Origin of the sequence: Micrococcus lacusdianchii, assembly GCF_023155805.1 — a bacterium.
Taxonomy (GTDB): domain Bacteria; phylum Actinomycetota; class Actinomycetes; order Actinomycetales; family Micrococcaceae; genus Micrococcus; species Micrococcus lacusdianchii.
Window position 1 is genome coordinate 155969 of sequence record NZ_JAKNUW010000002.1, and the last position, 20682, is coordinate 176650.

Consider the following 20682-nt stretch of genomic DNA (forward strand, 5'->3'; position numbering starts at 1 on the left):
CTCGCGGCGCTCCGCCCTGGTGTAACGGCAGCACGCCGGCCTTTGGAGCCGTGCAGTCTAGGTTCGAATCCTAGGGGCGGAACGGACACGCCCTCCCGTGTGCCCTCCGCCCGCTTCCCCAGACCGCCCAGGAGCCCGCCCATGACGCAGCCCACCGCCCGTCCCTCCGCCGTGATCGTGCTGGCCGCCGGCCAGGGCACCCGCATGAAGTCCACGACGCCGAAGATCATGCACGCGATCGGCGGGCGCTCCCTGGTGGGCCACGCGCTGGCCGCCGCGTGGTCCCTGGACCCGGAGCACCTCGTGGCCGTGGTGCGGCACGAGCGGGACCGGGTGGCCGAGCACATCGAGGCCGTGGCGCAGGACCTGGGCATCACCTGCCTGGCGATCGCGGACCAGGACGAGGTGCCGGGCACCGGCCGTGCCGTGGAGCTGGGCCTCGCCGCGCTCCCGGAGGACCTGGAGGGCACCGTGGTGGTGACCTACGGCGACGTGCCGCTGCTGACCCCGCAGACCCTGGCCGGCCTGGTGGCCGCGCACGAGGCGGACGGCAACGCCGTCACCGTGCTCACCGCCACCCTCGAGGACGCCACCGGCTACGGCCGGATCGTGCGGGACGCCGAGGGCCTCGTGGAGCGCATCATGGAGCACAAGGACGCCCTGGCCCACGCCGCGTCCACGGGCGACTCCTCCTTCGTGGAGATCGCCGAGGTCAACTCCGGCATCTACGCCTTCGACGCCGCCCTGCTGCGCCGCACCCTGCCGCAGCTGTCCACGGACAACGTGCAGGGGGAGAAGTACCTCACCGACGTGCTGGGCATGGCCCGCGCCGAGGGCGGCCGGGTGGCCTCCGTGGGCACCGCGGACGTGTGGGAGGTCGAGGGCGCCAACGACCGCCGTCAGCTCTCCGACCTGGGCCGCCAGCTCAACGACCGCGTCCTGCGCGGCTGGATGAAGGAGGGCGTGACCGTCGTCGACCCCGCCTCCACGTGGGTGGACGTCACCGTGACCCTCGCCTCGGACGTCACCCTCAAGCCCGGCACCCAGCTGCACGGGTCCACCGAGGTGGCCACGGGCGCCGCGATCGGCCCGGACTCCACGCTGACGGACACCACGGTGGGGGAGGGCGCCGTCGTGAAGCGCACGGACGCCACGGAGGCCGTGATCGGCGCCGGTGCCACCGTGGGCCCCTTCACCTACCTGCGCCCGGGCACCGTGCTCGGCGAGGAGGGCAAGATCGGCGCGTTCTACGAGACCAAGAAGGTCACCATCGGCCGCGGCGCGAAGCTCTCCCACCTGGGCTACGCCGGGGACGCGGAGATCGGCGAGTACGCCAACATCGGCTGCGGCAACATCACCGCCAACTACGACGGCGTGGACAAGCACCGCACCGTGATCGGCTCCCACGTGCGCACCGGATCGAACACCGTGTTCATCGCTCCGGTGACCGTGGGCGACGGCGCGTACACCGGGGCCGGCGCCACCGTGCGCGAGGACGTGCCGGCCGGGGCGCTGGCCCTGAACGCCGTGGACCAGCGGAACGTGGACGGCTGGGTGGTCTCCCGTCGGGCGGGCACCGCCTCCGCCGACGCCGCGCGCGCGGCCGGCGCCGTGGGGCGGGACGAGGCGCCCGGCCGGGCCGAGGGCGACGAGCGGGCCTGATCCCGCACCTAGGATGGAACGCGGTGCCGGACGGCGCCGCGCACACGAGCAGGGAACTGAGGACAGGGGACGTCATGACGGAACTGAGCCGGAGCGAGGACAAGCGACTGGTGCTGGCGGCCGGGCGGGCCCACCCGGAGCTGGCGCAGGAGATCGCGGAGTGCCTCGGCACCGAGCTGCTGCCCATGAGCGCGTACGACTTCGCCAACGGGGAGATCTACGTGCGCTCGGGGGAGTCGGTGCGCGGCAAGGACGTGTTCGTCATCCAGTCCCACCCGGCGCCGCTGAACAACCACCTCATGGAGCAGCTGATCATGGTGGACTCCATGAAGCGTGCCTCCGCCCGCCGGATCACCGTGGTGTCCCCGTTCTACCCGTACGCGCGCCAGGACAAGAAGGGCCGGGGCCGCGAGCCCATCTCCGCCCGCCTGGTGGCGGACCTGTACCACACCGCCGGTGCCTCTCGCATCATGTCCGTGGACCTGCACACCGCGCAGATCCAGGGCTTCTTCGACGGCCCGGTGGACCACCTCTTCGCCATCCCGCTGCTCGCCGACTACATCCGGGGCCGCGTGGAGGGGGAGCAGGTCACCGTGGTGTCCCCGGACACCGGCCGCGTCCGCGTGGCCGAGCAGTGGGCGGACCGCCTGGGCGGCGTGCCGCTGGCGTTCGTGCACAAGTCCCGTGACCTCACCACGCCGAACAAGGCCGAGTCCAAGACCGTGGTGGGCGACATCGAGGGCCGCGTCTGCGTGCTGATCGACGACATGATCGACACCGGTGGCACCATCTCCGGCGCCGTGCGCATCCTCAAGGAGGCCGGCGCCAAGGACGTCATCATCGCCGCCACCCACGCGGTGTTCTCGGATCCGGCCGCGCAGCGCCTCGGCGACTCGGGCGCCCGTGAGGTGGTGGTGACGAACACCCTGCCCATCCCGGAGGAGAAGCGGTTCGACAACCTCACGGTGCTCTCGATCGCCCCGCTGATCGCCCGCGCCATCCGTGAGGTGTTCGAGGACGGCTCGGTGACCAGCCTCTTCGACGGGGACGCCTGAGCCATGGCGCACACCCCGGCCGCGCGCGGCGAGGCGGACACCCCGGCGTCGTCCTCGGCCACCGCCGCTGCTGAGCGTCCCGGGCCCCGGCTGCCGTTCTGGGCCTCGGTGCTGCTCAACGTGGTGATCGCCCTGACCGTGGTGGCCGTGGTCCAGGCGTTCTGGGTCAAGGTCTACTCCGTGCCCTCCGGGTCCATGGAGGAGACCCTCCAGGTGGGGGACCGCATCCTGGTGAACCGCACCGCCTACCCGGACGGCATGGCCGAGTCCCAGAACGTGGTGGTGTTCGCCGCCAACGAGGACTGGGCCATGGACATGGGCCCGGAGGGAGCACTGGAGAACGCGGTGCGCACCTTCGGGGACGTCACCGGGATCGGCCGCTCGCACGAGCAGGCGCTGGTCAAGCGCGTGGTCGGCACCGAGGGGCAGACCGTGGAGTGCTGCTCGGCCGAAGGTGCGGTGCTCGTGGACGGCCAGCCGCTGGACGAGCCGTACATCCATCGGGACCTGCCGTTCGTGCCGGGTCAGCTGGACTGCGAGTCCACGCAGGCCCGCTCCCCGCGGTGCTTCGGGCCCGTCACGGTACCGGAGCGGTCCATGCTGGTGCTGGGGGACCACCGCTCCAACTCGGCGGACTCCGTGATCGACTGCCGCGGCGTGCCCGCCGAGACGGCCGGGGACTGCGCCCGGTTCGTCCGCGACGAGGACGTGGTGGGCGAGGTGTTCTTCACCCTGTGGCCGCCGAGCAGCTGGGGCACGCCATGAGCAGGCCCCCGCGCGGGGGTCACGGCGAGGCGAGCACACCCGCCGCGCGCATGGAGCGCACGGACTCCTCCAGGATGGCCGAGGCATCGGCCCGGACGTCGCCCTCTGCGGTGAGCTCGGCGAGCAGCCCCGCCATGGTGCGGGGCTCGTCCAGGAGCAGCCACACCGAGGGTCCCAGGCCGTCCAGGATCACGAGCTGGTGATCCATCAGGAGAGCGAGGCGGCCGTCCTCCAGTTGGATCCCGCACACAGCCGCGCGGCGTCTCACGACCATCTCGGCATCGGTCTCCGCCGTCGAGGCGGCGCTCGCCGGCGGTGTGGCCGCCAGCTCGGCCTCCTCCAGTGCGTCCCACGCAGGATCGACAGGCCGCGGCTCCTCCGCCAGCAGCATGTCCACGACCGGCTTCAGGTCCGCGGCCTCGGCGTAGACGAGCCGGCGGGCACCGCCGAGCCGGTCCAGCGTCCGGCACAGGGCGACGAGGCCGCGTCGCAGCTGGACCAAGGACGAGGTCTGGGGCACCAGATGCGTCAGCGCGTCGGCGAGGGACATCGGCTCGGAGTGCGCCGTCACCTCCGTTCCGGCATCCCGTACCCGGTCCAGGACGGCCACGCAGCGCAGGGTCGCCTCCCTGGTGGGGCCCAGCCCCAGCTCATCCGGACCCACCTGGCGTTTGGGCCGACGGCCGTCCGGCCCGAGCAGGGAGAGCGGCTTGGGGAACGGGACGATCGTCAGGTCGCCCGGATCGACGATGGCTGCCTCATCCGTCAGGTACGCGTATTCGGGGCCGAGGGTGCGGGTCGCCGTGGTCTTGCCCGTTCCGGAGGCGGCGGACAGCACGACGGCGGCGCCCGTCTCGGGATTCGCCAGGCAGGCAGCGTGGAACATCAGGTGGGTGCCGCGGCAGGACTCGATGGCACGGGCAGTGGCCCGATGGACGAGCTCCTCGTGGAACTGGTCCCACGTCATGGAGGCCAGAGCCGCCCGGTCCTGGTCCGACCTCTCGCCGTCGCATCGGATCGGCCTGCACCGCGACCACGCGTGGACGAACGAGGTCGCCTCTTCCTCCTCGAGTCCGGAGACGACGAGGTCGCCCGACCCCGCCGTGATGGCCACGGAGATCGCGCCCTTCTCGCGTAGACGGGTGAGGTGCTGCGTAGTCATCGGGACTCCTTGTGCGGGATGGTGCTCTCAGGCAACTCTAGGGACTGGAGCGGATCACCGGCGGCCCGGGCCCACCAGAGGCATCCCCTTCTCCGCCGCCGGACGGCAGGTGATATGATGCGGACGATGCCCAGGCGAGGGAGTGCACGCTCCGTGATCGACGAGGCCGCCGCGTCCGTGTGAGCCCTGCTCCGCGCGCGGCTCTCCAGACCCTTCCTGGCCACACCCGCTGCCCCGCCCGGGGAGGCGGCCGAGAGAACCAGAGGAGGACCAGATGTCTGACAAGATCAAGCTCCGCGTGACCCGCCGCACCGACTTCGGCAAGGGCGCCGCCCGCCAGGCCCGCCGTGCCGGCATGATCCCCGCGGTGGTGTACGGCCACGGCGTCGACCCCATCCACCTGCTGCTGCCGGCCCGGGAGACCACCCTGGCCGTCCGCAATCCCAACGCGCTGCTCACCGTGGTGACCGAGGCCGGCGAGGAGCACATGGTGCTCCCCAAGGACATCCAGCGCCACCCGCTCAAGCAGACCGTCGAGCACCTGGACCTCATCGAGGTCCGCCGCGGCGAGAAGGTCGTCGTGGACGTCCCGGTCGAGGTGGAGGGCGAGGTGTCCACCGAGGTGGACACCACCTACGTGCTGGACTACCCCACCGTGCCGCTCGAGGCCGAGGCCACCCACCTGCCCGAGTCCGTCACCATCTCCATCGAGGGCCGTGGCCCGGGCGAGCACGTGTACGCCACAGACGTGCAGCTGCCCGCCGGCACCGTCCTGCAGCTCGAGGACGAGATCGTCATCGCCACCGTCTCCGAGGTCGTGGAGCAGGACCTGGGCGACACCTCCACCCAGGAGGAGCAGGCCGCCGAGGGTGAGGAGACCGAGGGTGCCGAGGGCGAGGACTCCGGCGAGGCCGAGGGCTCCGAGGACTGATCGGCCATGGCGGGGACCACGCTCGTCGTCGGGCTCGGGAACCCCGGGCCGGAGTACGAGCGCACCCGCCACAACATCGGCCAGATGGTCGTGGGTGAACTCGCCTCCCGCATGGGGGGCGGGTTCACCCGCCACAAGGCCGGCGCCGTGGTGGCCACGGGCCGCCTCGGCATCGGCGGGCCGCGGGTGGTCCTGGCGATGTCCACGGGCTACATGAACACCTCCGGCCGCCCCGTCTCCGCGCTGGCGAAGTTCTACGACGTCGGTCCGCAGGACCTCGTGGTGGTCCACGACGAGCTGGACATCCCGTTCGACACCCTTCGGCTCAAGCGTGGCGGGGGAGAGGGCGGCCACAACGGGCTCAAGTCCATCACCGCCTCCCTGGGCACCAAGGACTACTTCCGCGTGCGCGCTGGCATCGGGCGCCCGCCGGGCCGCATGGACGTGGCCGACTTCGTGCTCAAGCCCTTCACGAAGGCCGAGCAGGAGCTGCTGCCCCTCCACGTGGACCGCGCCGCGGACGCGGTGGAGGTCCTCGTCGCGGACGGCCTCGAGGCGGCCCAGCAGCGCTTCAACTCCTGACGCCCGGGCGCGCAGGCCTCACGCGGGCCACACCGCCCGCGTCAGCGCCAGGGCGATCGTCTCCAGGGTCGGCGCCATGCGCCGCACCATCTCCCCGTAGCCCTCCTCGGGGCCGCGGAAGGGGTCTGCGATACACCTGACGCATGTGCTCCTCCGTGGCGCACAGGATCAGGTCGGCCGCGGCGATCGCCGCCGCGCTCATCCGCTCCGGCCGGTGCTCCCGCAGGCCGTGCACCCCCACGGCCTCGGCCTCCGCCACCAGGGCGGGCGGGACGCGCAACTTCAAGTTCGGTCGGGTCCCCACGCTCGCCGTCTCCGTGCGGCACGGGCGGCCTCGCGGGCCCGCCGCTCCCGGCGGGAGGTCGGCGGGCCGGCGTCGCCGGCGGCGGTCAGGGTCAGGCCCGGCCCCCGCGCTCGATCCACGCGGAGACCTCGCGGCCGGCGCGCGCCACGACCTTGCCCACCATCGGCTCGGCCTTCTGGGCGACCTTGGAGCCCACCAGCGGGATCTTCACCTGCAGGTCGCCGTCCACGGCGTACTCCGTGCCGGCCGGCACGGCGGCCAGGCGCAGGTTCCCCTCCGCGGTGGCCTTGGCGGCGGGCACGGTGATGGTGGTGGTGCCGGTGCGGGAGCCGTCCGTGGCGGCGGCCGACCAGCGCTCGACCTGCTCGATCCGGGCGTTGCCGCCCACGATCTTGCGGGCCATCTCGGGCAGGCGGTCCGTGGGGCCCTGCCGGACGATGGTGAGGGTCACCTCGCCGTCGCCCTCGCCGGTGCGGGAGAAGCTCTCCAGGGAGCCGCCGAGGGACTCGGCCACGGAGCGGTGGAAGTCCTCGGAGAAGAGGGCCTCGGCCACGGCGGTCGGGGGGTGCGGGATGGTCTGCTGGGCGCTGAAGGCCATGGTCACTCCTGAAGGGGACGGGCGGCACGGCGCAGGCTCGCGACGCGCCGTGCCCGAGGGCGGCGCCGGGCGTCGCGGGCGACGCGGGCCGGCCCCGGGGCACGGATCCCCAGCCTATATGCTGGAGGGCGGCCCGCCGCCGGGCCGCACCCGGGGATCGCCGGCACCGGCCCTGCCGGTCCGGGGCACCGCCCGTCGTCCGCTTCCGAAAGGCGCGTGAACCATGTCCGCACTCTGGGCCGTGGCCCTCATCATGCTCCTGAGCGGGACGGCGAAGCTCCGTTCCGGCGAGGACGTGCAGGCCACGTTCACCCGGCTCAGGGTGCCCCGCCCGTTCTCGGCCCCCGCCCTGGCGCGCGCGTTCCCCTGGCTCGAGCTGCTGCTCGCCGCCGCCCTCCTGCAGCCCTTCACCCTGCTGCGTCCCGTCGTCGGCCTGGTGGCCGTGGCCCTCTTCGCCGCCTTCCTCGCGCTCGTGGTCCGGGCCCAGGACGACGGCGTCTCGTGCGGCTGCTTCGGCGAGGCCTCGGCCGCCCCGATCTCCCGCACCACGGTGGTCCGCAACATCGTCTTCCTGGCCCTCGCCGTCCTGGCCCTGGCCGAGGGGATCGTCTCGCCGGCGGTGCACGGCGCGGGCCTGGCCTGGCAGCCGCTCACCGCCTTCGGCGCCGGGGCGTGGGCGTGGGCCCTGCTCGTGTCCGTGCTGCTCGCGACCGCCGCGTTCCTGGCCGGGCGCGAGTCCGTCCCGGCCGCACCCGACGCCGCCCCGGCGACGCCCACGCCCGAGGCCCCGGCCGCCGTCGACCCGGCCGACGGCGCCGAACCCGAACGCCACCCGTTCCCGGATGCCGTCGTGGTCGCGGACGGTGAGTACACAGGCCTGCACCGGCTGGTCGCGGACGGGGCCGTGGTGGCCCTGCGCCTGTCCACGGGGTGCGGCTCCTGCGCGCGGGTGATCGAGCGGCTGGACGAGTTCAAGGACGCGCTCGGGCCGGTCCGGCTGCGGGTCCTCATGCCCCAGCACGCCCCCGGCGCCGAGGGGGCGATCCACAGCGGCGCCGTCGACGCGTCGCTCGTGCTCGCCGACCCGGCCGGCGCCGCCTCGCAGGCCCTCGGCCTGCACTCGTTCCCCACCGCGGTGCTGCTCGGCACGGACCGGCTCACCGCCGGCGGCCCGGTGGGCGGCGTCGACGACGTCCTCGCCTTCCTCGAAGAGATCCGGGAGATCATGACCACCGAACTGCCCGCCGCCACGGACGGCTCCACCGCCACCCCGGAGGTCCGCGCATGAGCGCCCCCGAGACCACCCCCGTCCTCGCCCCGCTGCTGCCGCGCCTGCGCGCCGAACGCGCGCTCGAGGCGGCCGCCGCCTCCGCCGCTCGGCCGCTCGAGGCCCGGGGCGTCGAACTGGAGATCGGCCTGCCTGACGGTGCCCGCGCGCCCCTGCTGACCGTCCTCGCCGAGGCGCTGGCCGAGGGCCACGGCGAGCGCGCCGCCGTCCTCGTGGTCACCGCGACCACCCGCGAGGCCGAGGACCTCGTGACCGACCTGGCCGCCTGGGCCCCCGCCGGTGCCGCTGCGCTGTTCCCGTCCTGGGAGACGCTGCCCCACGAGCGACTGTCCCCGCGCTCGGACACCGTGGGTGCGCGCCTGGCCGTGCTGCGCCGCCTCGCCCACCCGGAGGAGCACGCGGAGGGTCCGCTGCGCATCGTCGTCGCCCCCGTGCGCGCCGTGCTGCAGCCCCTCGTGGCCGGGCTCGGCGAGCTGAGCCCGGTGACCCTGCGGACGGGGGAGGAGCGGGACTTCGACGGTGTGGTGGCCGCGCTCGCGGACGCCGCCTACTCGCGCGTGGACATGGTCAGCCGGCGCGGCGAGTTCGCCGTGCGCGGCGGGCTGATCGACGTGTTCCCGCCCACCGAGGACTACCCCGTGCGCATCGAGTTCTTCGGCGACGAGGTGGAGCAGATGCGCTGGTTCTCCGTGGCGGACCAGCGCTCCCTCGAGGACACCACGGAGGACGGCTCGGGCCACCCCTCCGAGCTGTACGCGCCCCCGTGCCGCGAGCTGCTCATCACAGACCACGTGCGCCGGCGCGCGAAGGAGCTGATCCCGGCCATGCCCGCCGCCGCGGACATGCTGGACCGGATCGCCGAGGGCGTGGCCGTGGAGGGCATGGAGTCCCTCTCCCCGCTGCTGGCCGAGGCCATGACGTCGCTGCCCCGCATGCTGCCCGCAGGCTCGCTGACCGTCCTCGTGGAGCCTGAGCGCCTGCGCGGCCGCGCCGACGACCTGCTGGCCACCAACGAGGAGTTCCTCCAGGCCGCGTGGGCCGGCGCCGCGCAGGGCGCGGTCGCCCCGGTGGACGTGGCCGGGGCGGACCAGTCCGCCGCGGGCGGCTTCCTCACGGTGGCCGAACTCCGCGCGGCCGCGCTCGAGCAGGACCAGGGGTTCTGGTCCGTCACCGCGCTGGTCTCGGACGCTGAGCTGCTGCCCGACGCCGCCACCCTGCGCGCCACCCTCGGCGTCCCGCAGGCCTTCTCGGGCGACATCGAGGCCATGGTCGCGCACACCCGCGTCCGGCTCGCGGAAGGGTGGCATGCCGTGGTCCTCACCGACGGCCCCGGCTCCGCCCGCCGTCTCGCCGAGCTCACCACGGAGGCCGGCCTCACGGCCTCCGTGGTGGACGGGCCCCTGCCCGCGGACCTCGCCCCGGGGCGGGTCTCCATCGCGACGGCGCCCGTCGGCTCCGGCTTCACGATCCCGGACGCGCAGATCGCCCTGATCACGGAGCACGACCTCTTCGGCCGGCACCGCACCGCGGGCACGCGCGCCCCCGGGGCGCGGCTGGCCCGGAAGCGGCGCAACGCCGTCGACCCGCTGACCCTGCAGCCCGGCGACCACGTGGTGCACTCCCAGCACGGCATCGCCCGCTTCGTGGAGCTGCAGCGTCGCAAGGTCACCGGCGGCCCGCGCACCGCCCCCGGCGCCGAGGAGTCCTACCGCGAGTACCTCGTGCTGGAGTACGCGCCCTCGAAGCGCGGCGCCCCCGGCGACCGGCTGTTCGTGCCCACCGACCAGCTCGACCTGATCTCCTCCTACGTGGGCGGGGAGACGCCGTCGCTGTCCAAGATGGGCGGCTCGGACTGGGCGCAGACCAAGTCCAAGGCCAAGCGCGCCACCCGCGAGATCGCCGGCGAGCTCATCCGCCTGTACTCGGCCCGCATGGCCTCGCGCGGCCACGCGTTCGCTCCGGACACCCCGTGGCAGGGCGAGCTGGAGGAGGCGTTCCCGTTCATCGAGACGCCGGACCAGCTGACCACCATCGAGGACGTCAAGAAGGACATGGAGGCGGCCGTCCCCATGGACCGGCTCGTCTCCGGCGACGTCGGCTTCGGCAAGACCGAGGTGGCCGTGCGCGCCGCGTTCAAGGCGGTGCAGGACGGCAAGCAGGTGGCCGTGCTCGTCCCGACGACGCTGCTCGCCCGCCAGCACCACCAGACGTTCTCCGACCGGTTCGCCGGCTTCCCCGTCAAGGTGGCCGCGCTCTCCCGGTTCCAGACCGCCAAGGAGTCCAAGGAGGTCGTCGAGGGGCTCGCGCACGGCGAGGTGGACGTGGTGATCGGCACCCACCGGCTGCTCTCCGACCAGGTGCAGTTCAAGGACCTGGGCCTGGTGGTCGTGGACGAGGAGCAGCGCTTCGGCGTCGAGCACAAGGAGGCGCTGAAGAAGATGCGCACCAACGTGGACGTGCTCGCCATGTCCGCCACGCCCATCCCGCGCACCCTCGAGATGTCCCTCACCGGCATCCGCGAGACCTCCACGCTGGCCACCGCCCCGGAGGAGCGCCACCCCGTGCTCACCTCGGTGGGCCCGTACTCGGACCAGCAGGTCACCGCGGCCATCCGCCGCGAGCTGATGCGCGAGGGCCAGGTGTTCTACGTGCACAACCGCGTCACCACCATCGACAAGGTGGCCAAGCGCATCGCCGAGCTGGTGCCGGAGGCGCGGATCGCCGTCGCCCACGGCAAGATGAGCGAGGCCCGGCTCGAGCAGATCATGGTGGACTTCTGGGAGCGGAAGTTCGACGTGCTCGTCTCCACCACGATCATCGAGACCGGCCTGGACATCGCCAACGCCAACACCCTGATCGTGGAGGACGCCCACCGCTACGGCCTCTCGCAGCTGCACCAGCTGCGCGGCCGCGTGGGCCGTGGCCGCGAGCGGGCGTACGCGTACTTCCTGTACGACCCGCAGAAGCCCCTCGGCGAGGTGGCCCTCGAGCGCCTCAAGGCCGTGGCCACCCACAACGAGCTCGGCGCGGGTATGCAGCTGGCCATGAAGGACCTTGAGATCCGCGGCGCCGGCAACCTGCTGGGCGGGGAGCAGTCCGGCCACATCGCCGGCGTGGGCTTCGACCTCTACCTGCGGATGGTGGGTGAGGCCGTGGCCGACTTCAAGGGCGAGGAGGACACCGCGCCCGCCGAGGTGAAGGTGGAGCTGCCGGTCAACGCCCACCTGCCGCACGACTACGTGCCGGGGGAGCGGCTGCGCCTGGAGATGTACCGCAACCTCGCCCAGGCCGCGGACGACGCCGCCGTGGACGCCGTGGTGGAGGAGCTCAAGGACCGGTACGGCCCGCTGCCGGAGCCGGTGGAGGCGCTCGTCGCCGTCGCCCGGTTCCGCAACCGGGCCCGGGCCGCGGGCGTCACCGAGGTGATGCTGCTGGGGCAGAACGTGAAGTTCGGCCCCGCCGCGGACCTGCCGGAGTCCCGCCAGATGCGCCTGACCCGCATGTACAAGGGCGCCCAGCTCAAGCCGGCCCTGAACGGCGTCCTCATCCCGCGTCCCAAGACCAAGCCGGTCATGGGTCAGGATCTCGTGGACGTCCCGCTGCTCGAGTGGGCGCAGCAGGTGGTGCAGGCGATCTTCGCCCCCGAGAAGCCGGCGGCGGGCTGCCAGGGGTGAGCGGGGGCCTCGGGCCGGGGAGTCCATGTCGGCTGACGGGGCGGGAGTCCCGACCGCCTGCGGGGTTCCGCCGTCAGGCGCCCGGTGCGTCGATCGCCCGCACCAGCGTGGCGACCACCGCCGAGAGAGCGGGCTCGAGCGCCTGCACCATGTGCCCGTACCCCTCCGCCGGGCCGCGGAACGGGTCCGGGAGGTCCGCCTCGGCCCGGGGGAGGCCACGCCCTGCGGCGCGGCCCGCCCGCAGAGCATCCTTCACGGCGGAGGCGCCCCCGCTCGGGGCGACGTCGGCTCCGCTGAGAAGGGCGCCGGCGTCCAGCAGGGTGGCCGAGCGGTGCAGCAGCGCGGGGGCCTCGCGGAACACCGCGTCCAGGTGCGCACCCGTCGCCGCCAGCACGAGGTTCTGCCCGCTCAGGCTCCGGGCGCTGAGCGGACGCGGCCGGTGCGCGGCCAGTCGCGCCCGCAGCTCCTCGTCCGGCGCCAGGTCCAGCAGCTCCTGCGGGACACGCAGAGCCTGGTTCGGAGCGACCCCGGCGCTGGAGACCTCCACCCGGCCGGGCCCCACCGAGTCGTCCAGCCGGGTCTGCAGCACATGATGCGCCCACGCTGAGCGGCAGATGTTGCCCGTGCACACCGTGAGGATCCGGAACACGCCGTCCTCGGGCGCAGCGGCCATGGACGGGCCGGCGGCGAACGGGGAGCGGATCGGGGGACGTGAGAACCAGGTCATGGACGGTCTCCTGCGAGGGGCGGGCTGAGGGGGAACCACTGCTGCGGCACGCCCGCCAGCGGACGGGACAGTGGGGTGGCCAGCAGGGCCAGGCCCACGGCCCAGCTCAGGCCGAGGGCCACCGTGAACTTCACCAGGTCGTCCTCCACGCCCAGGCGCATGAGCTCCATGAGCACGAGGCCGTGGAGGAGCACCACCACGGTGCCGGTGCGGGTCAGGGCGGTGATGCCCGAGCGGAGGGCGTGTCCCGTGCCGGTGCGCCGGGCCAGCGTGCGCAGCTGGCGCTCCACGAACGCCCCGAACACCAGCACCATGCCCGCGGACATCACCACCCCCACCACGGGGGTGAGCAGGAACGTGCCGAACCCGCCGAACTTGATGTTGTGCGGGGGCAGGCCCAGACGCACGGCCAGCAGACCCGCCAGGACCAGCGTGGTGCCCAACGCCGCCCGGTGGCGGCGCAGGCGGGGCACCACGTGTCGGCGGAAGGCCTCCCCGCAGAGGACGTAGAGGAGGCAGGGCAGGGCCAGGCCCACGCCGAGCGGTGTGCGGGCCAGCCCGGACTCGGGGATCACGTGGGCGAGCACCAGGCCCGTCAGGGCCACGGCCCACGCGATCCAGGAGGGCAGGCGCTCCAGCAGGCGCCGCAGCACGGTGACGACGAACAGCACGGAGATGAACCAGAACGCCCACCACGGCGGGGGCTGGTCCGCGCCGCCGTACCAGCCCGAGAGGAGCAGGGCGCGCAGGTGCTCGCCGTCGAGCTGGTCCCGCCGGTTCCACTGCAGCACCACCGCGCTCATCAGCACGGACCACAGGAGGTAGGGGACCATCAGGGCGCGGAAGCGGGCGCGCACGTCCGGGAGGACGGGGCGGCGCCGGGTCCAGAACCAACCGGTGAGGAAGAAGAACAGCGGCATCCGCCAGATCTCGAGGTACCGGCTGAACGCCAGGTCCGCGAGGTAGGCGTGGCCCAGCACCACGGCGGCGATGGACACCAGACGAAGGGCGTCCACTCCGGTGTTGCGAGTGGACGCCCTTCGCCGTGCGGCGCTCGGCCGCGGTGCGCCCGCGGGGCGCGGGGCTGTCGAGACGCTCAGTGGTGCAGGCGACCGGCCGCGTGAGAGGAGCCCACCTCGACGGGGTGCTGGGTGTGGATGGCCACGGTGTCCACGGTGTCGCTGCGGCCCAGGACGGCCTTCGGGAGGGCCATGGCCAGCGTGGCGAGCGCCAGGGCGATCAGACCGGGGAGCCACACGTTGTCGAAGGTCCACCAGCCCATGGCGTAGATCGCGCCCACGAGGGACCCGAAGGCCACCAGCCAGGCGATCAGGGAGCCCCACACGCCGCCGTGGTTCGAGTGGTCGATGGCCTTGCCGTTGCGGATCACGTCAATCTCCTCTGTGCGGGAAGCGTCCGGCGGTGCGAGCCGGCGTCAGTCGTCTCCCAGGATAGCAAGGGCGGAGCTGGCGCCGATGCGGGTGGCGCCGGCCTGGATCATGGTCAGCGCGTCCTGCCGGCTGCGCACCCCGCCGGAGGCCTTCACGCCGATCTCCGGGCCCACCGTGGCGCGCATCAGGGCCACGTGCTCGGCGGTGGCGCCGGCGGTGGAGAAGCCGGTGGAGGTCTTCACGAAGTCGGCCCCGGCGGCGACGGCCGCCTCGCAGGCCAGGACGATCGCGTTGTCGTCCAGCAGCGCCGTCTCCACGATCACCTTGACCAGGGCGCCGCCCTCGCCGGCCGGGCCCGAGGCGTGCGCGGCCTGGACCACGGCGTCGATGTCCTCCTCGAGGCGGGCGCGGTCCCCGGCGCGGGCCGCGGCGACGTCGATGACCATGTCCACCTCGTCCGCCCCGTCCGCGATGGCCTGGGTGGTCTCGAACGCCTTCACGGCCGAGGAGCTCGCCCCGAGCGGGAAGCCGATCACGGTGCAGGTCAGCACGTCCGAGCCCTCCAGGGCCGCGTGCACCTCGCGCACCCAGCGGGGGTTCACGCACACGCTCTTGACGTGTGCCTCGCGCGCCTCGGCGACGACCTTGAGGATGTCCTCGCGGGAGGCCTCCGGCTTGAGGAGGGTGTGGTCGATGTACCGGGCGAGCTCGGCGGTGGAGGGCTGCGGTGCGGAGTCGGTCATGCGCTCCAGCCTAGTGGGCCGGGCGGCGTCGGGGCCCCGGTCTCAGCCGGCGACGAGCGCGGCCACCTCCGCCTCCAGGCGCGCCAGGCGCTCGGCGGCCACGGCCGGGTCCGCGTCCCGGGTGCCCAGGTAGCACTTGAGCTTGGGCTCGGTGCCGGAGGGCCGGACCAGCACGCGGGTGCCGGAGTCCGTGGCGAACAGCAGCGCGTCCGTGGCCGGCAGCGCGGCGGAGCCGGCGGCCAGGTCCCGGCGCACGGTCACCGGCTCCCCGGCCAGGGTGGCCGGGCCGGCGGCCCGCAGCGCCGCCATGGTGTCCGTGATGATCGACAGGTCCGCCACGCGCACGGCCACCTGCGCGCTGGGCATGGCGCCCGTGACGGCGTCCGCGTCCGCGAGGGCGTCCAGCAGGGTGCGGCCCTGCGCGGCCAGGCGCGCGGCGAGCTCCGCGGCGACCAGGGCCGCGGTGATCCCGTCCTTGTCCCGCACCAGGTCCGGCGCCACGCAGTAGCCCAGGGCCTCCTCGTAGCCGAAGCCCAGGTGCGGGGCGCGGGAGATCCACTTGAAGCCGGTGAGTGTGAGGTGGTGCTCGACGCCGGCCGCCTCCGCCAGCGCCGCCAGCTGCGGGGCGGAGACCACGGAGTTGGCCGCGGAGCGGCCCTGCGCGGCCAGCCGCGGCAGCAGGTGCGCGCCCAGCAGCGTGCCCACCGCGTCCCCGGAGAGCATGCGCCAGGCGGGCGCGGCGGCGTCGTCGGGGGAGGGGACGGGCACGGCCAGGGCGAGGCGGTCGGCGTCGGGGTCGTTGGCGATCACCAGGTCCGCGCGGACCTCCGCGGCGAGGGCGAGGGCGAGGTCGATCGCCCCGGGCTCCTCCGGGTTGGGGAAGGCCACCGTGGGGAACGCCGGGTCCGGCTCGGCCTGCTCGGGGACCACGTGCACGTCCGTGAAGCCGGCCGCGGCGAGCAGCCCCGGCAGGACCTCCCCGCCCACCCCGTGCAGGGGGGTGTAGACGATCCGCAGGTCGCGGGCGGGGTCCGCCTCGTCGTCGAGCACGGACAGCGCCGCCTCGCGGTAGGCGTCCACGAGGTCCTCACCGGCGGTCTCCCAGCCGGCCTCGGCCATCGGGATGTCCGCGGTCCAGTCGTCGTGGCGGATCTGCGCGGCGATCTGCGCGTCCGCGGGGGAGACGATCTGCGCGCCGCGCCCGGCCTCGTCCGTCATCCGGCCGCCGAGGTAGACCTTGTAGCCGTTGTCCGTGGGCGGGTTGTGGGACGCGGTCACCATGACGCCGGCGTCCGCGTGCAGGTGGCGCACCGCGAAGGCCAGCACGGGCGTGGGCAGCGGGCGGGGCAGGAGCACGACCTGCGCGCCCGCGGCGGTGAGCACGGCGGCGGTGTCCCGGGCGAAGTCGGCGGAGCCGCGGCGGGCGTCGTAGCCCACCGCCACGAGCGGGGCGGCGGCGTCCGCCCTTAGCTCCGTCCACAGGTGCCGGCCCAGGCCGGCGGCGGTGCGGCGCACCACGAGCCGGTTCATGCGGGACTCGCCGGGCCCCTCCTCCGCGCGCAGCCCGGCCGTGCCGAACGCCAGCGGGCCGGCGAACCGGGACGCCACCGACGCGCGGGCCGCCTCCGCCGCCGGGCCCTCGCCGCCGGCGGCGGCCAGCTCCGCCTCCAGCACGGCGCGGTGGGCGGGGTCCGGGTCCTCGCGGGACCACCGCCGCGCGAGGTCCAGCACCTGCGGGTCGAGGGCGAGGGTCGGGCTCATGGGACTGCTCCTGGGACGGGGGCGGACGCGGGGAGGGGGCGGCGGGGCGGCGGCGACGTCGTGCGGGGTGCCCGTCGGCGTCGTCAGCCGTGGTCAGAGGCGGGCGATGACGTCCGCGAGGAGGCGGGAGATGCGGGGTCCGGCGGCCTGCCCGGCCTCCACGACCTCCTGGTGGGACAGCGGCGTCTCCTGGATGCCGGCGCCGTGGTTGGTCACCAGGGACATCCCGAACACCTCGAGGCCGGCGTGGCGGGCGGCGATCGCGTCCAGGGCGGTGGACATGCCCACCAGGTCGCCGCCGAGGGCCTTGGCCATGCGCACCTCGGCGGGCGTCTCGTACTGCGGGCCGGAGAACTGCACGTACAGGCCCTCGGTGAGGGAGGGGTCGATCTCGCGGGCGATGTCCCGGATGCGCGGGGAGTACAGGTCCGTGAGGTCCACGAACGTGGCACCGACCAGGGGAGTCGCGCCGGTGAGGTTGAGGTGGTCGGCGATCAGCACGGGGGTGCCCGGGGCGATCTCCGGGTCCAGCCCGCCGCAGCCGTTGGTCAGCACCACGGTGCGCGCGCCCGCCGCGGCGGCGGTGCGGACCGTGTGCGCCACGGCCTGGGCGTCCCGGGACTCGTAGAAGTGGGTGCGGGAGCCGAACACCAGGGCGCGCGTGTCGTCCGGCAGCTCCACGGAGCGGATGACGGCGTTGTGGCCGGGGACCTTCGGGGCGTGGAAGCCCGGCACGTCCGCCAAATCCACGCGGGCCCGCTCGGTGCCGATCAGCTCGGCCGCCTCGCCCCAGCCGGAGCCCAGGACGACGGCGATCCGGTGCTCCGCCACGCCCGTGGCCTCCGCGACCACCGCGGCGGCGGCGCGGGCCTCGGCGAATCCGGGGTGGTCCCCGCGCAGGGGCGAGGAGTCGGCATCGGACACGGCCATGGAGGTGCTCTGTTCGTTCACGCCGTCAGTGTAGGCGTGCGGCGCCGCTGGGACTTCGCGCGCCCAGCCGACACAATGGGGGGTGTGACTGACGAGAACACCACCTTCCTCCCGTCCCTGACCATCATCGGCGGCGGCCCCGGAGGCTACGAGGCCGCCATGGTGGCCGCGAAGCTCGGCGCCTCGGTGACCGTGATCGAGCGCAAGGGCCTGGGCGGTGCCGCCGTCCTGACGGACGTGGTGCCCTCCAAGACCCTGATCGCCACCGCCGACTCCATGCGCCGCGTGGACCTGGCCCGCGACCTCGGCGTGGACCTCGGCGGCGCCGAGCCGAAGGCCTCCATGGCAGAGGTGGACCGCCGGATCCTCGAGATCGCCGGCCAGCAGTCCCGGGACATCCACCGCGCCCTCGAGAGGCGCGGCGTGCGCGTGATCCTCGGCGAGGCCACCGTGACCGGCCCCCACACCGTGGCCGTCCGCTCCCACGACGACGCCGAGGGTGCCGAGCCCGAGACCATCACCTCGGACGCCATTCTCTTGGCCGTGGGCGCCAGTCCCCGCGAGCTGCCCTCCGCCCGGCCGGACGGCGAGCGCATCTTCAACTGGAAGCAGGTCTACGCTCTCCAGGAGCTGCCCGAGCACCTGATCGTGGTGGGCTCCGGCGTCACCGGCGCCGAGTTCGCCTCGGCATACAACCGCCTGGGGGCGCAGGTGACCCTGGTGTCCTCGCGGGACCACGTGCTTCCGGGCGAGGACGCCGACGCCGCAGAGCTTCTCGAGCACGTCTTCCAGAAGAACGGCCTGGACGTGGCCGCCCGGTGCCGCGCCGAGTCCGTGGAGCGCACCGAGGACGGCGTGCGCGTGCACCTGTCCGGCGACGGCGCCGCCGACCGTGCCTACATCGACGGCTCGCACGCCCTCGTGGCCGTGGGCGGCGTGCCCAACACCACCGGCCTGGGCCTGGAGGAGGCCGGCGTCGAGCTGACCGACTCCGGCCATGTCAAGGTGGACGGCGTCTCCCGCACCACCGTGCCCAGCATCTACGCGGCCGGCGACTGCACCGGCCAGCTCGCCCTGGCCTCCGTGGCTGCCATGCAGGGGCGCATCGCCGTCGCCCACCTGCTCGGTGATGCCCTCAAGCCGCTGCGCCCGCACCTGCTGGCCTCCAACATCTTCACCTCCCCGGAGATCGCCACCGTGGGAGTCACCCAGGAGCAGGTGGACTCCGGCCGCTACCAGGCGGACGTCATCCGGCTGGACTTCGCCACCAACCCGCGCGCCAAGATGCAGGGCGTGAAGGAGGGCTTCGTGAAGATCTTCGCCCGTCAGGGCTCCGGCACCGTGATCGGCGGCGTGGTGGTGGCCCCCCGCGCCTCCGAGCTGATCTACGCGGTGGCCCTGGCGGTGACCCACAAGCTCCACGTGGACGACCTCGCGGACACCTTCACCGTCTACCCGTCCATGTCCGGGTCGATCGCCGAGGCCGCCCGCCGGCTGCACGTGCGTCTCTGACCCAGAGACGACTTTCGGTCGTGAGATAGGGCCTATCTCACGACCGAAAGCGTCCATTCCCCCGATGTCACGTTCGAAAGTGCGGGCGGGGGCCCGGGCGGTGGCCGGCCGGGGTCAGCGCGCGGCGCGGCGCTCGCGGGCCGAGGTGACGGTGTCGAGGTCCGTGTGTCGGGTCTCGGGGGAGAGCGCCAGTGCGATGACGGTGATCGCCGACGCGGCGGCCAGGTAGTAGCCGACGTAGGAGACGTCGAACTCCTGCACCAGCCAGGCGGCGATGAACGGGGTCAGCGCGGCGCCGAGGATCGAGGACACGTTGTAGGCGATGCCGGAGCCGGTGTAGCGCGTGTTCGTGGGGAACAGCTCGGGCAGCACCGCGGACATCGGCCCGAAGGTCAGGCCCATGAGCGTCATGCCCGTGGCCAGGAACGCCAGCATCAGCGGCACGTTCAGCTCCGCGCCCACGCCCATGTTCTCCGGCGAGAGCCACAGGCCGAACGAGAGGCCGAACAGCACCATGAGCACCGAGATCACGATCAGGGTGGGGCGGCGGCCGAAGCGGTCCGCCAGCAGGCCGGAGACCGGCACGAACGCCGCGAAGAACAGGATGCCGACCAGCTGCAGCACGAGGAACTCGGCGTAGGGGACGCCCAGGAAGCCGTTGGCCGGCTTGCCGATCGCGTAGGAGAGGATCCACGTGGTCATCAGGTAGAAGAGCACGTAGGTGGCGTACATGACGAAGGTGCCCAGGATCAGCTCCCACCAGTTGCGGCGGAACACCTCGCCCAGCGGCGCCTTCACGCGCTGGTCACGGTCGAGGGCGCGCTGGAAGACCGGGGTCTCCTCGAGCTTGACGCGGACGTAGAGGCCCACGGCCACCATCACGATCGAGAGCAGGAACGGCAGGCGCCACACCCACGTGAGGAACGGGCCGTCGAGCACCGGGCTCGTGGAGTCGTGGTCGAAGCCGAGCACGAGCGTGAGGAACAGGCCGTTGGCCAGCAGGAAGCCGATCGGCGCGCCGAGCTGCGGCCACATGGCCGCCTGCGCGCGCTTGCCGTCCTTGGCGTACTCGGTGGCCAGGAGGGCGGCGCCGGACCACTCGCCGCCGAGCCCCAGGCCCTGGAAGAAGCGCAGCAGCGTCAGCATGGCCGGCGCCCACAGGCCGATCTGGAAGTACGTGGGCAGCAGGCCGATGAGGAACGTCGCGATGCCCATGGTCAGCAGCGAGCCGATGAGCGTGGTCTTGCGGCCCACGCGATCGCCCAGGTGGCCGAAGACGACGGCGCCCAGCGGCCGGGCGACGAACGCCGCGCCGAAGGTGGCCATGGAGGCCAGCAGGGCCGTGTTGTCGTCACCGCCCGCGAAGAAGATCAGCGGGAACACCGAGACGGCGGCCGTGGCGTAGATGTAGAAGTCGTAGAACTCGATCGAGGTGCCGATCAGCGAGGCCACGATCACGCGGAAGCGGGGCACGTCTCCGGCAGAGGAGGCCGCCGCGGGAGAGGCGGAGGGGGAGTGGGACATGCGACCTCCTGGGGGCGAGTGGACACCGCAGGCGCCGGATGCGACCACGATGTGAGACAGAGCGACCGCCAGT

17 protein-coding genes and 1 tRNA gene are annotated in these 20682 nt (G+C 73.6%); 9 read left to right on the forward strand and 9 right to left on the reverse strand.

Going from position 1 to position 20682, the window contains the following annotated elements:
- The first annotated feature begins 10 nt into the window (after positions 1–10).
- The 4 genes from MA879_RS02080 to lepB all read left to right on the forward strand — a co-directional run bounded on the left by MA879_RS02080 (position 11) and on the right by lepB (position 3482).
- A tRNA-Gln gene (locus tag MA879_RS02080) sits at positions 11–82 on the forward strand.
- A gap of 59 nt (positions 83–141) precedes the next feature.
- Positions 142–1662, forward strand: a complete 1521-nt coding sequence (gene glmU / locus MA879_RS02085; protein WP_248122980.1) for a bifunctional UDP-N-acetylglucosamine diphosphorylase/glucosamine-1-phosphate N-acetyltransferase GlmU — start codon at positions 142–144, stop codon at positions 1660–1662.
- Between the two features lie 74 nt (positions 1663–1736).
- Positions 1737–2717 (forward strand): ribose-phosphate diphosphokinase, encoded by a 981-nt coding sequence (locus tag MA879_RS02090; RefSeq protein WP_248122982.1) that lies wholly within the window; start codon positions 1737–1739, stop codon positions 2715–2717.
- 3 nt (positions 2718–2720) lie between these two features.
- Positions 2721–3482: a signal peptidase I gene (gene lepB, locus MA879_RS02095; RefSeq protein ID WP_248122984.1), complete on the forward strand. Its 762-nt coding sequence runs from the start codon at positions 2721–2723 to the stop codon at positions 3480–3482.
- Between the two features lie 19 nt (positions 3483–3501).
- On the opposite strand, the gene MA879_RS02100 is transcribed toward lepB, so the two are convergent.
- Positions 3502–4644 carry a hypothetical protein gene (locus MA879_RS02100; RefSeq protein WP_248122985.1) on the reverse strand — a complete coding sequence of 381 codons (1143 nt, stop codon included), beginning with the start codon at positions 4642–4644 and terminating at the stop codon, positions 3502–3504.
- 274 nt (positions 4645–4918) lie between these two features.
- On the opposite strand from MA879_RS02100, the gene MA879_RS02105 reads away from it, so the two are divergent.
- On the forward strand, positions 4919–5575 hold the full coding sequence (locus MA879_RS02105; protein ID WP_248122987.1) for a 50S ribosomal protein L25/general stress protein Ctc: 657 nt from the start codon (positions 4919–4921) through the stop codon (positions 5573–5575).
- Between the two features lie 6 nt (positions 5576–5581).
- Complete coding sequence (gene pth / locus MA879_RS02110) at positions 5582–6157, forward strand: aminoacyl-tRNA hydrolase (protein ID WP_248122989.1); 576 nt, start codon at positions 5582–5584, stop codon at positions 6155–6157.
- 395 nt (positions 6158–6552) lie between these two features.
- On the opposite strand, the gene MA879_RS02115 is transcribed toward pth, so the two are convergent.
- The gene (locus MA879_RS02115) at positions 6553–7059 is read right to left on the reverse strand and encodes a DUF2505 domain-containing protein (protein ID WP_248122991.1); all 507 of its coding nucleotides are present in this window, start codon (positions 7057–7059) and stop codon (positions 6553–6555) included.
- 223 nt (positions 7060–7282) lie between these two features.
- Between MA879_RS02115 and MA879_RS02120 the strand changes: the two genes are divergently transcribed.
- A complete protein-coding gene (locus MA879_RS02120) occupies positions 7283–8347 on the forward strand; it encodes a MauE/DoxX family redox-associated membrane protein (protein WP_248122993.1) in 1065 nt (354 codons plus the stop codon).
- A complete protein-coding gene (gene mfd, locus MA879_RS02125; RefSeq protein ID WP_248122995.1) occupies positions 8344–12021 on the forward strand; it encodes a transcription-repair coupling factor in 3678 nt (1225 codons plus the stop codon). Before MA879_RS02120 ends, mfd begins: the two co-directional genes overlap by 4 nt.
- Before the next feature lie 73 nt (positions 12022–12094).
- Here mfd and MA879_RS02130 read toward each other — a convergent pair whose 3' ends face one another.
- From MA879_RS02130 to MA879_RS02155, 6 genes are all read right to left on the reverse strand, one after another.
- Positions 12095–12748, reverse strand: a complete 654-nt coding sequence (locus tag MA879_RS02130; protein ID WP_282447490.1) for an arsenate-mycothiol transferase ArsC — start codon at positions 12746–12748, stop codon at positions 12095–12097.
- Positions 12745–13764, reverse strand: a complete 1020-nt coding sequence (locus MA879_RS02135) for an acyltransferase family protein (protein ID WP_335342026.1) — start codon at positions 13762–13764, stop codon at positions 12745–12747. Before MA879_RS02135 ends, MA879_RS02130 begins: the two co-directional genes overlap by 4 nt.
- Positions 13765–13844: 80 nt before the next feature.
- Complete coding sequence (locus MA879_RS02140) at positions 13845–14138, reverse strand: hypothetical protein (protein WP_248122998.1); 294 nt, start codon at positions 14136–14138, stop codon at positions 13845–13847.
- Positions 14139–14183: 45 nt separating this feature from the next.
- Positions 14184–14882: a deoxyribose-phosphate aldolase gene (deoC, locus tag MA879_RS02145; protein WP_248122999.1), complete on the reverse strand. Its 699-nt coding sequence runs from the start codon at positions 14880–14882 to the stop codon at positions 14184–14186.
- 42 nt (positions 14883–14924) lie between these two features.
- Positions 14925–16643, reverse strand: coding sequence for a phospho-sugar mutase (locus MA879_RS02150; protein ID WP_248123001.1), 1719 nt, complete (start codon positions 16641–16643; stop codon positions 14925–14927).
- Positions 16644–16736: 93 nt separating this feature from the next.
- Positions 16737–17573, reverse strand: a complete 837-nt coding sequence (locus MA879_RS02155; protein ID WP_248123101.1) for a purine-nucleoside phosphorylase — start codon at positions 17571–17573, stop codon at positions 16737–16739.
- A gap of 75 nt (positions 17574–17648) precedes the next feature.
- Here MA879_RS02155 and MA879_RS02160 point away from each other — a divergent pair, with 75 nt between their 5' ends.
- A complete protein-coding gene (locus tag MA879_RS02160; protein WP_248123002.1) occupies positions 17649–19085 on the forward strand; it encodes an NAD(P)H-quinone dehydrogenase in 1437 nt (478 codons plus the stop codon).
- Between the two features lie 114 nt (positions 19086–19199).
- On the opposite strand, the gene MA879_RS02165 is transcribed toward MA879_RS02160, so the two are convergent.
- A complete protein-coding gene (locus tag MA879_RS02165; protein ID WP_248123004.1) occupies positions 19200–20609 on the reverse strand; it encodes an MFS transporter in 1410 nt (469 codons plus the stop codon).
- Between the last annotated feature and the right edge of the window lie 73 nt (positions 20610–20682).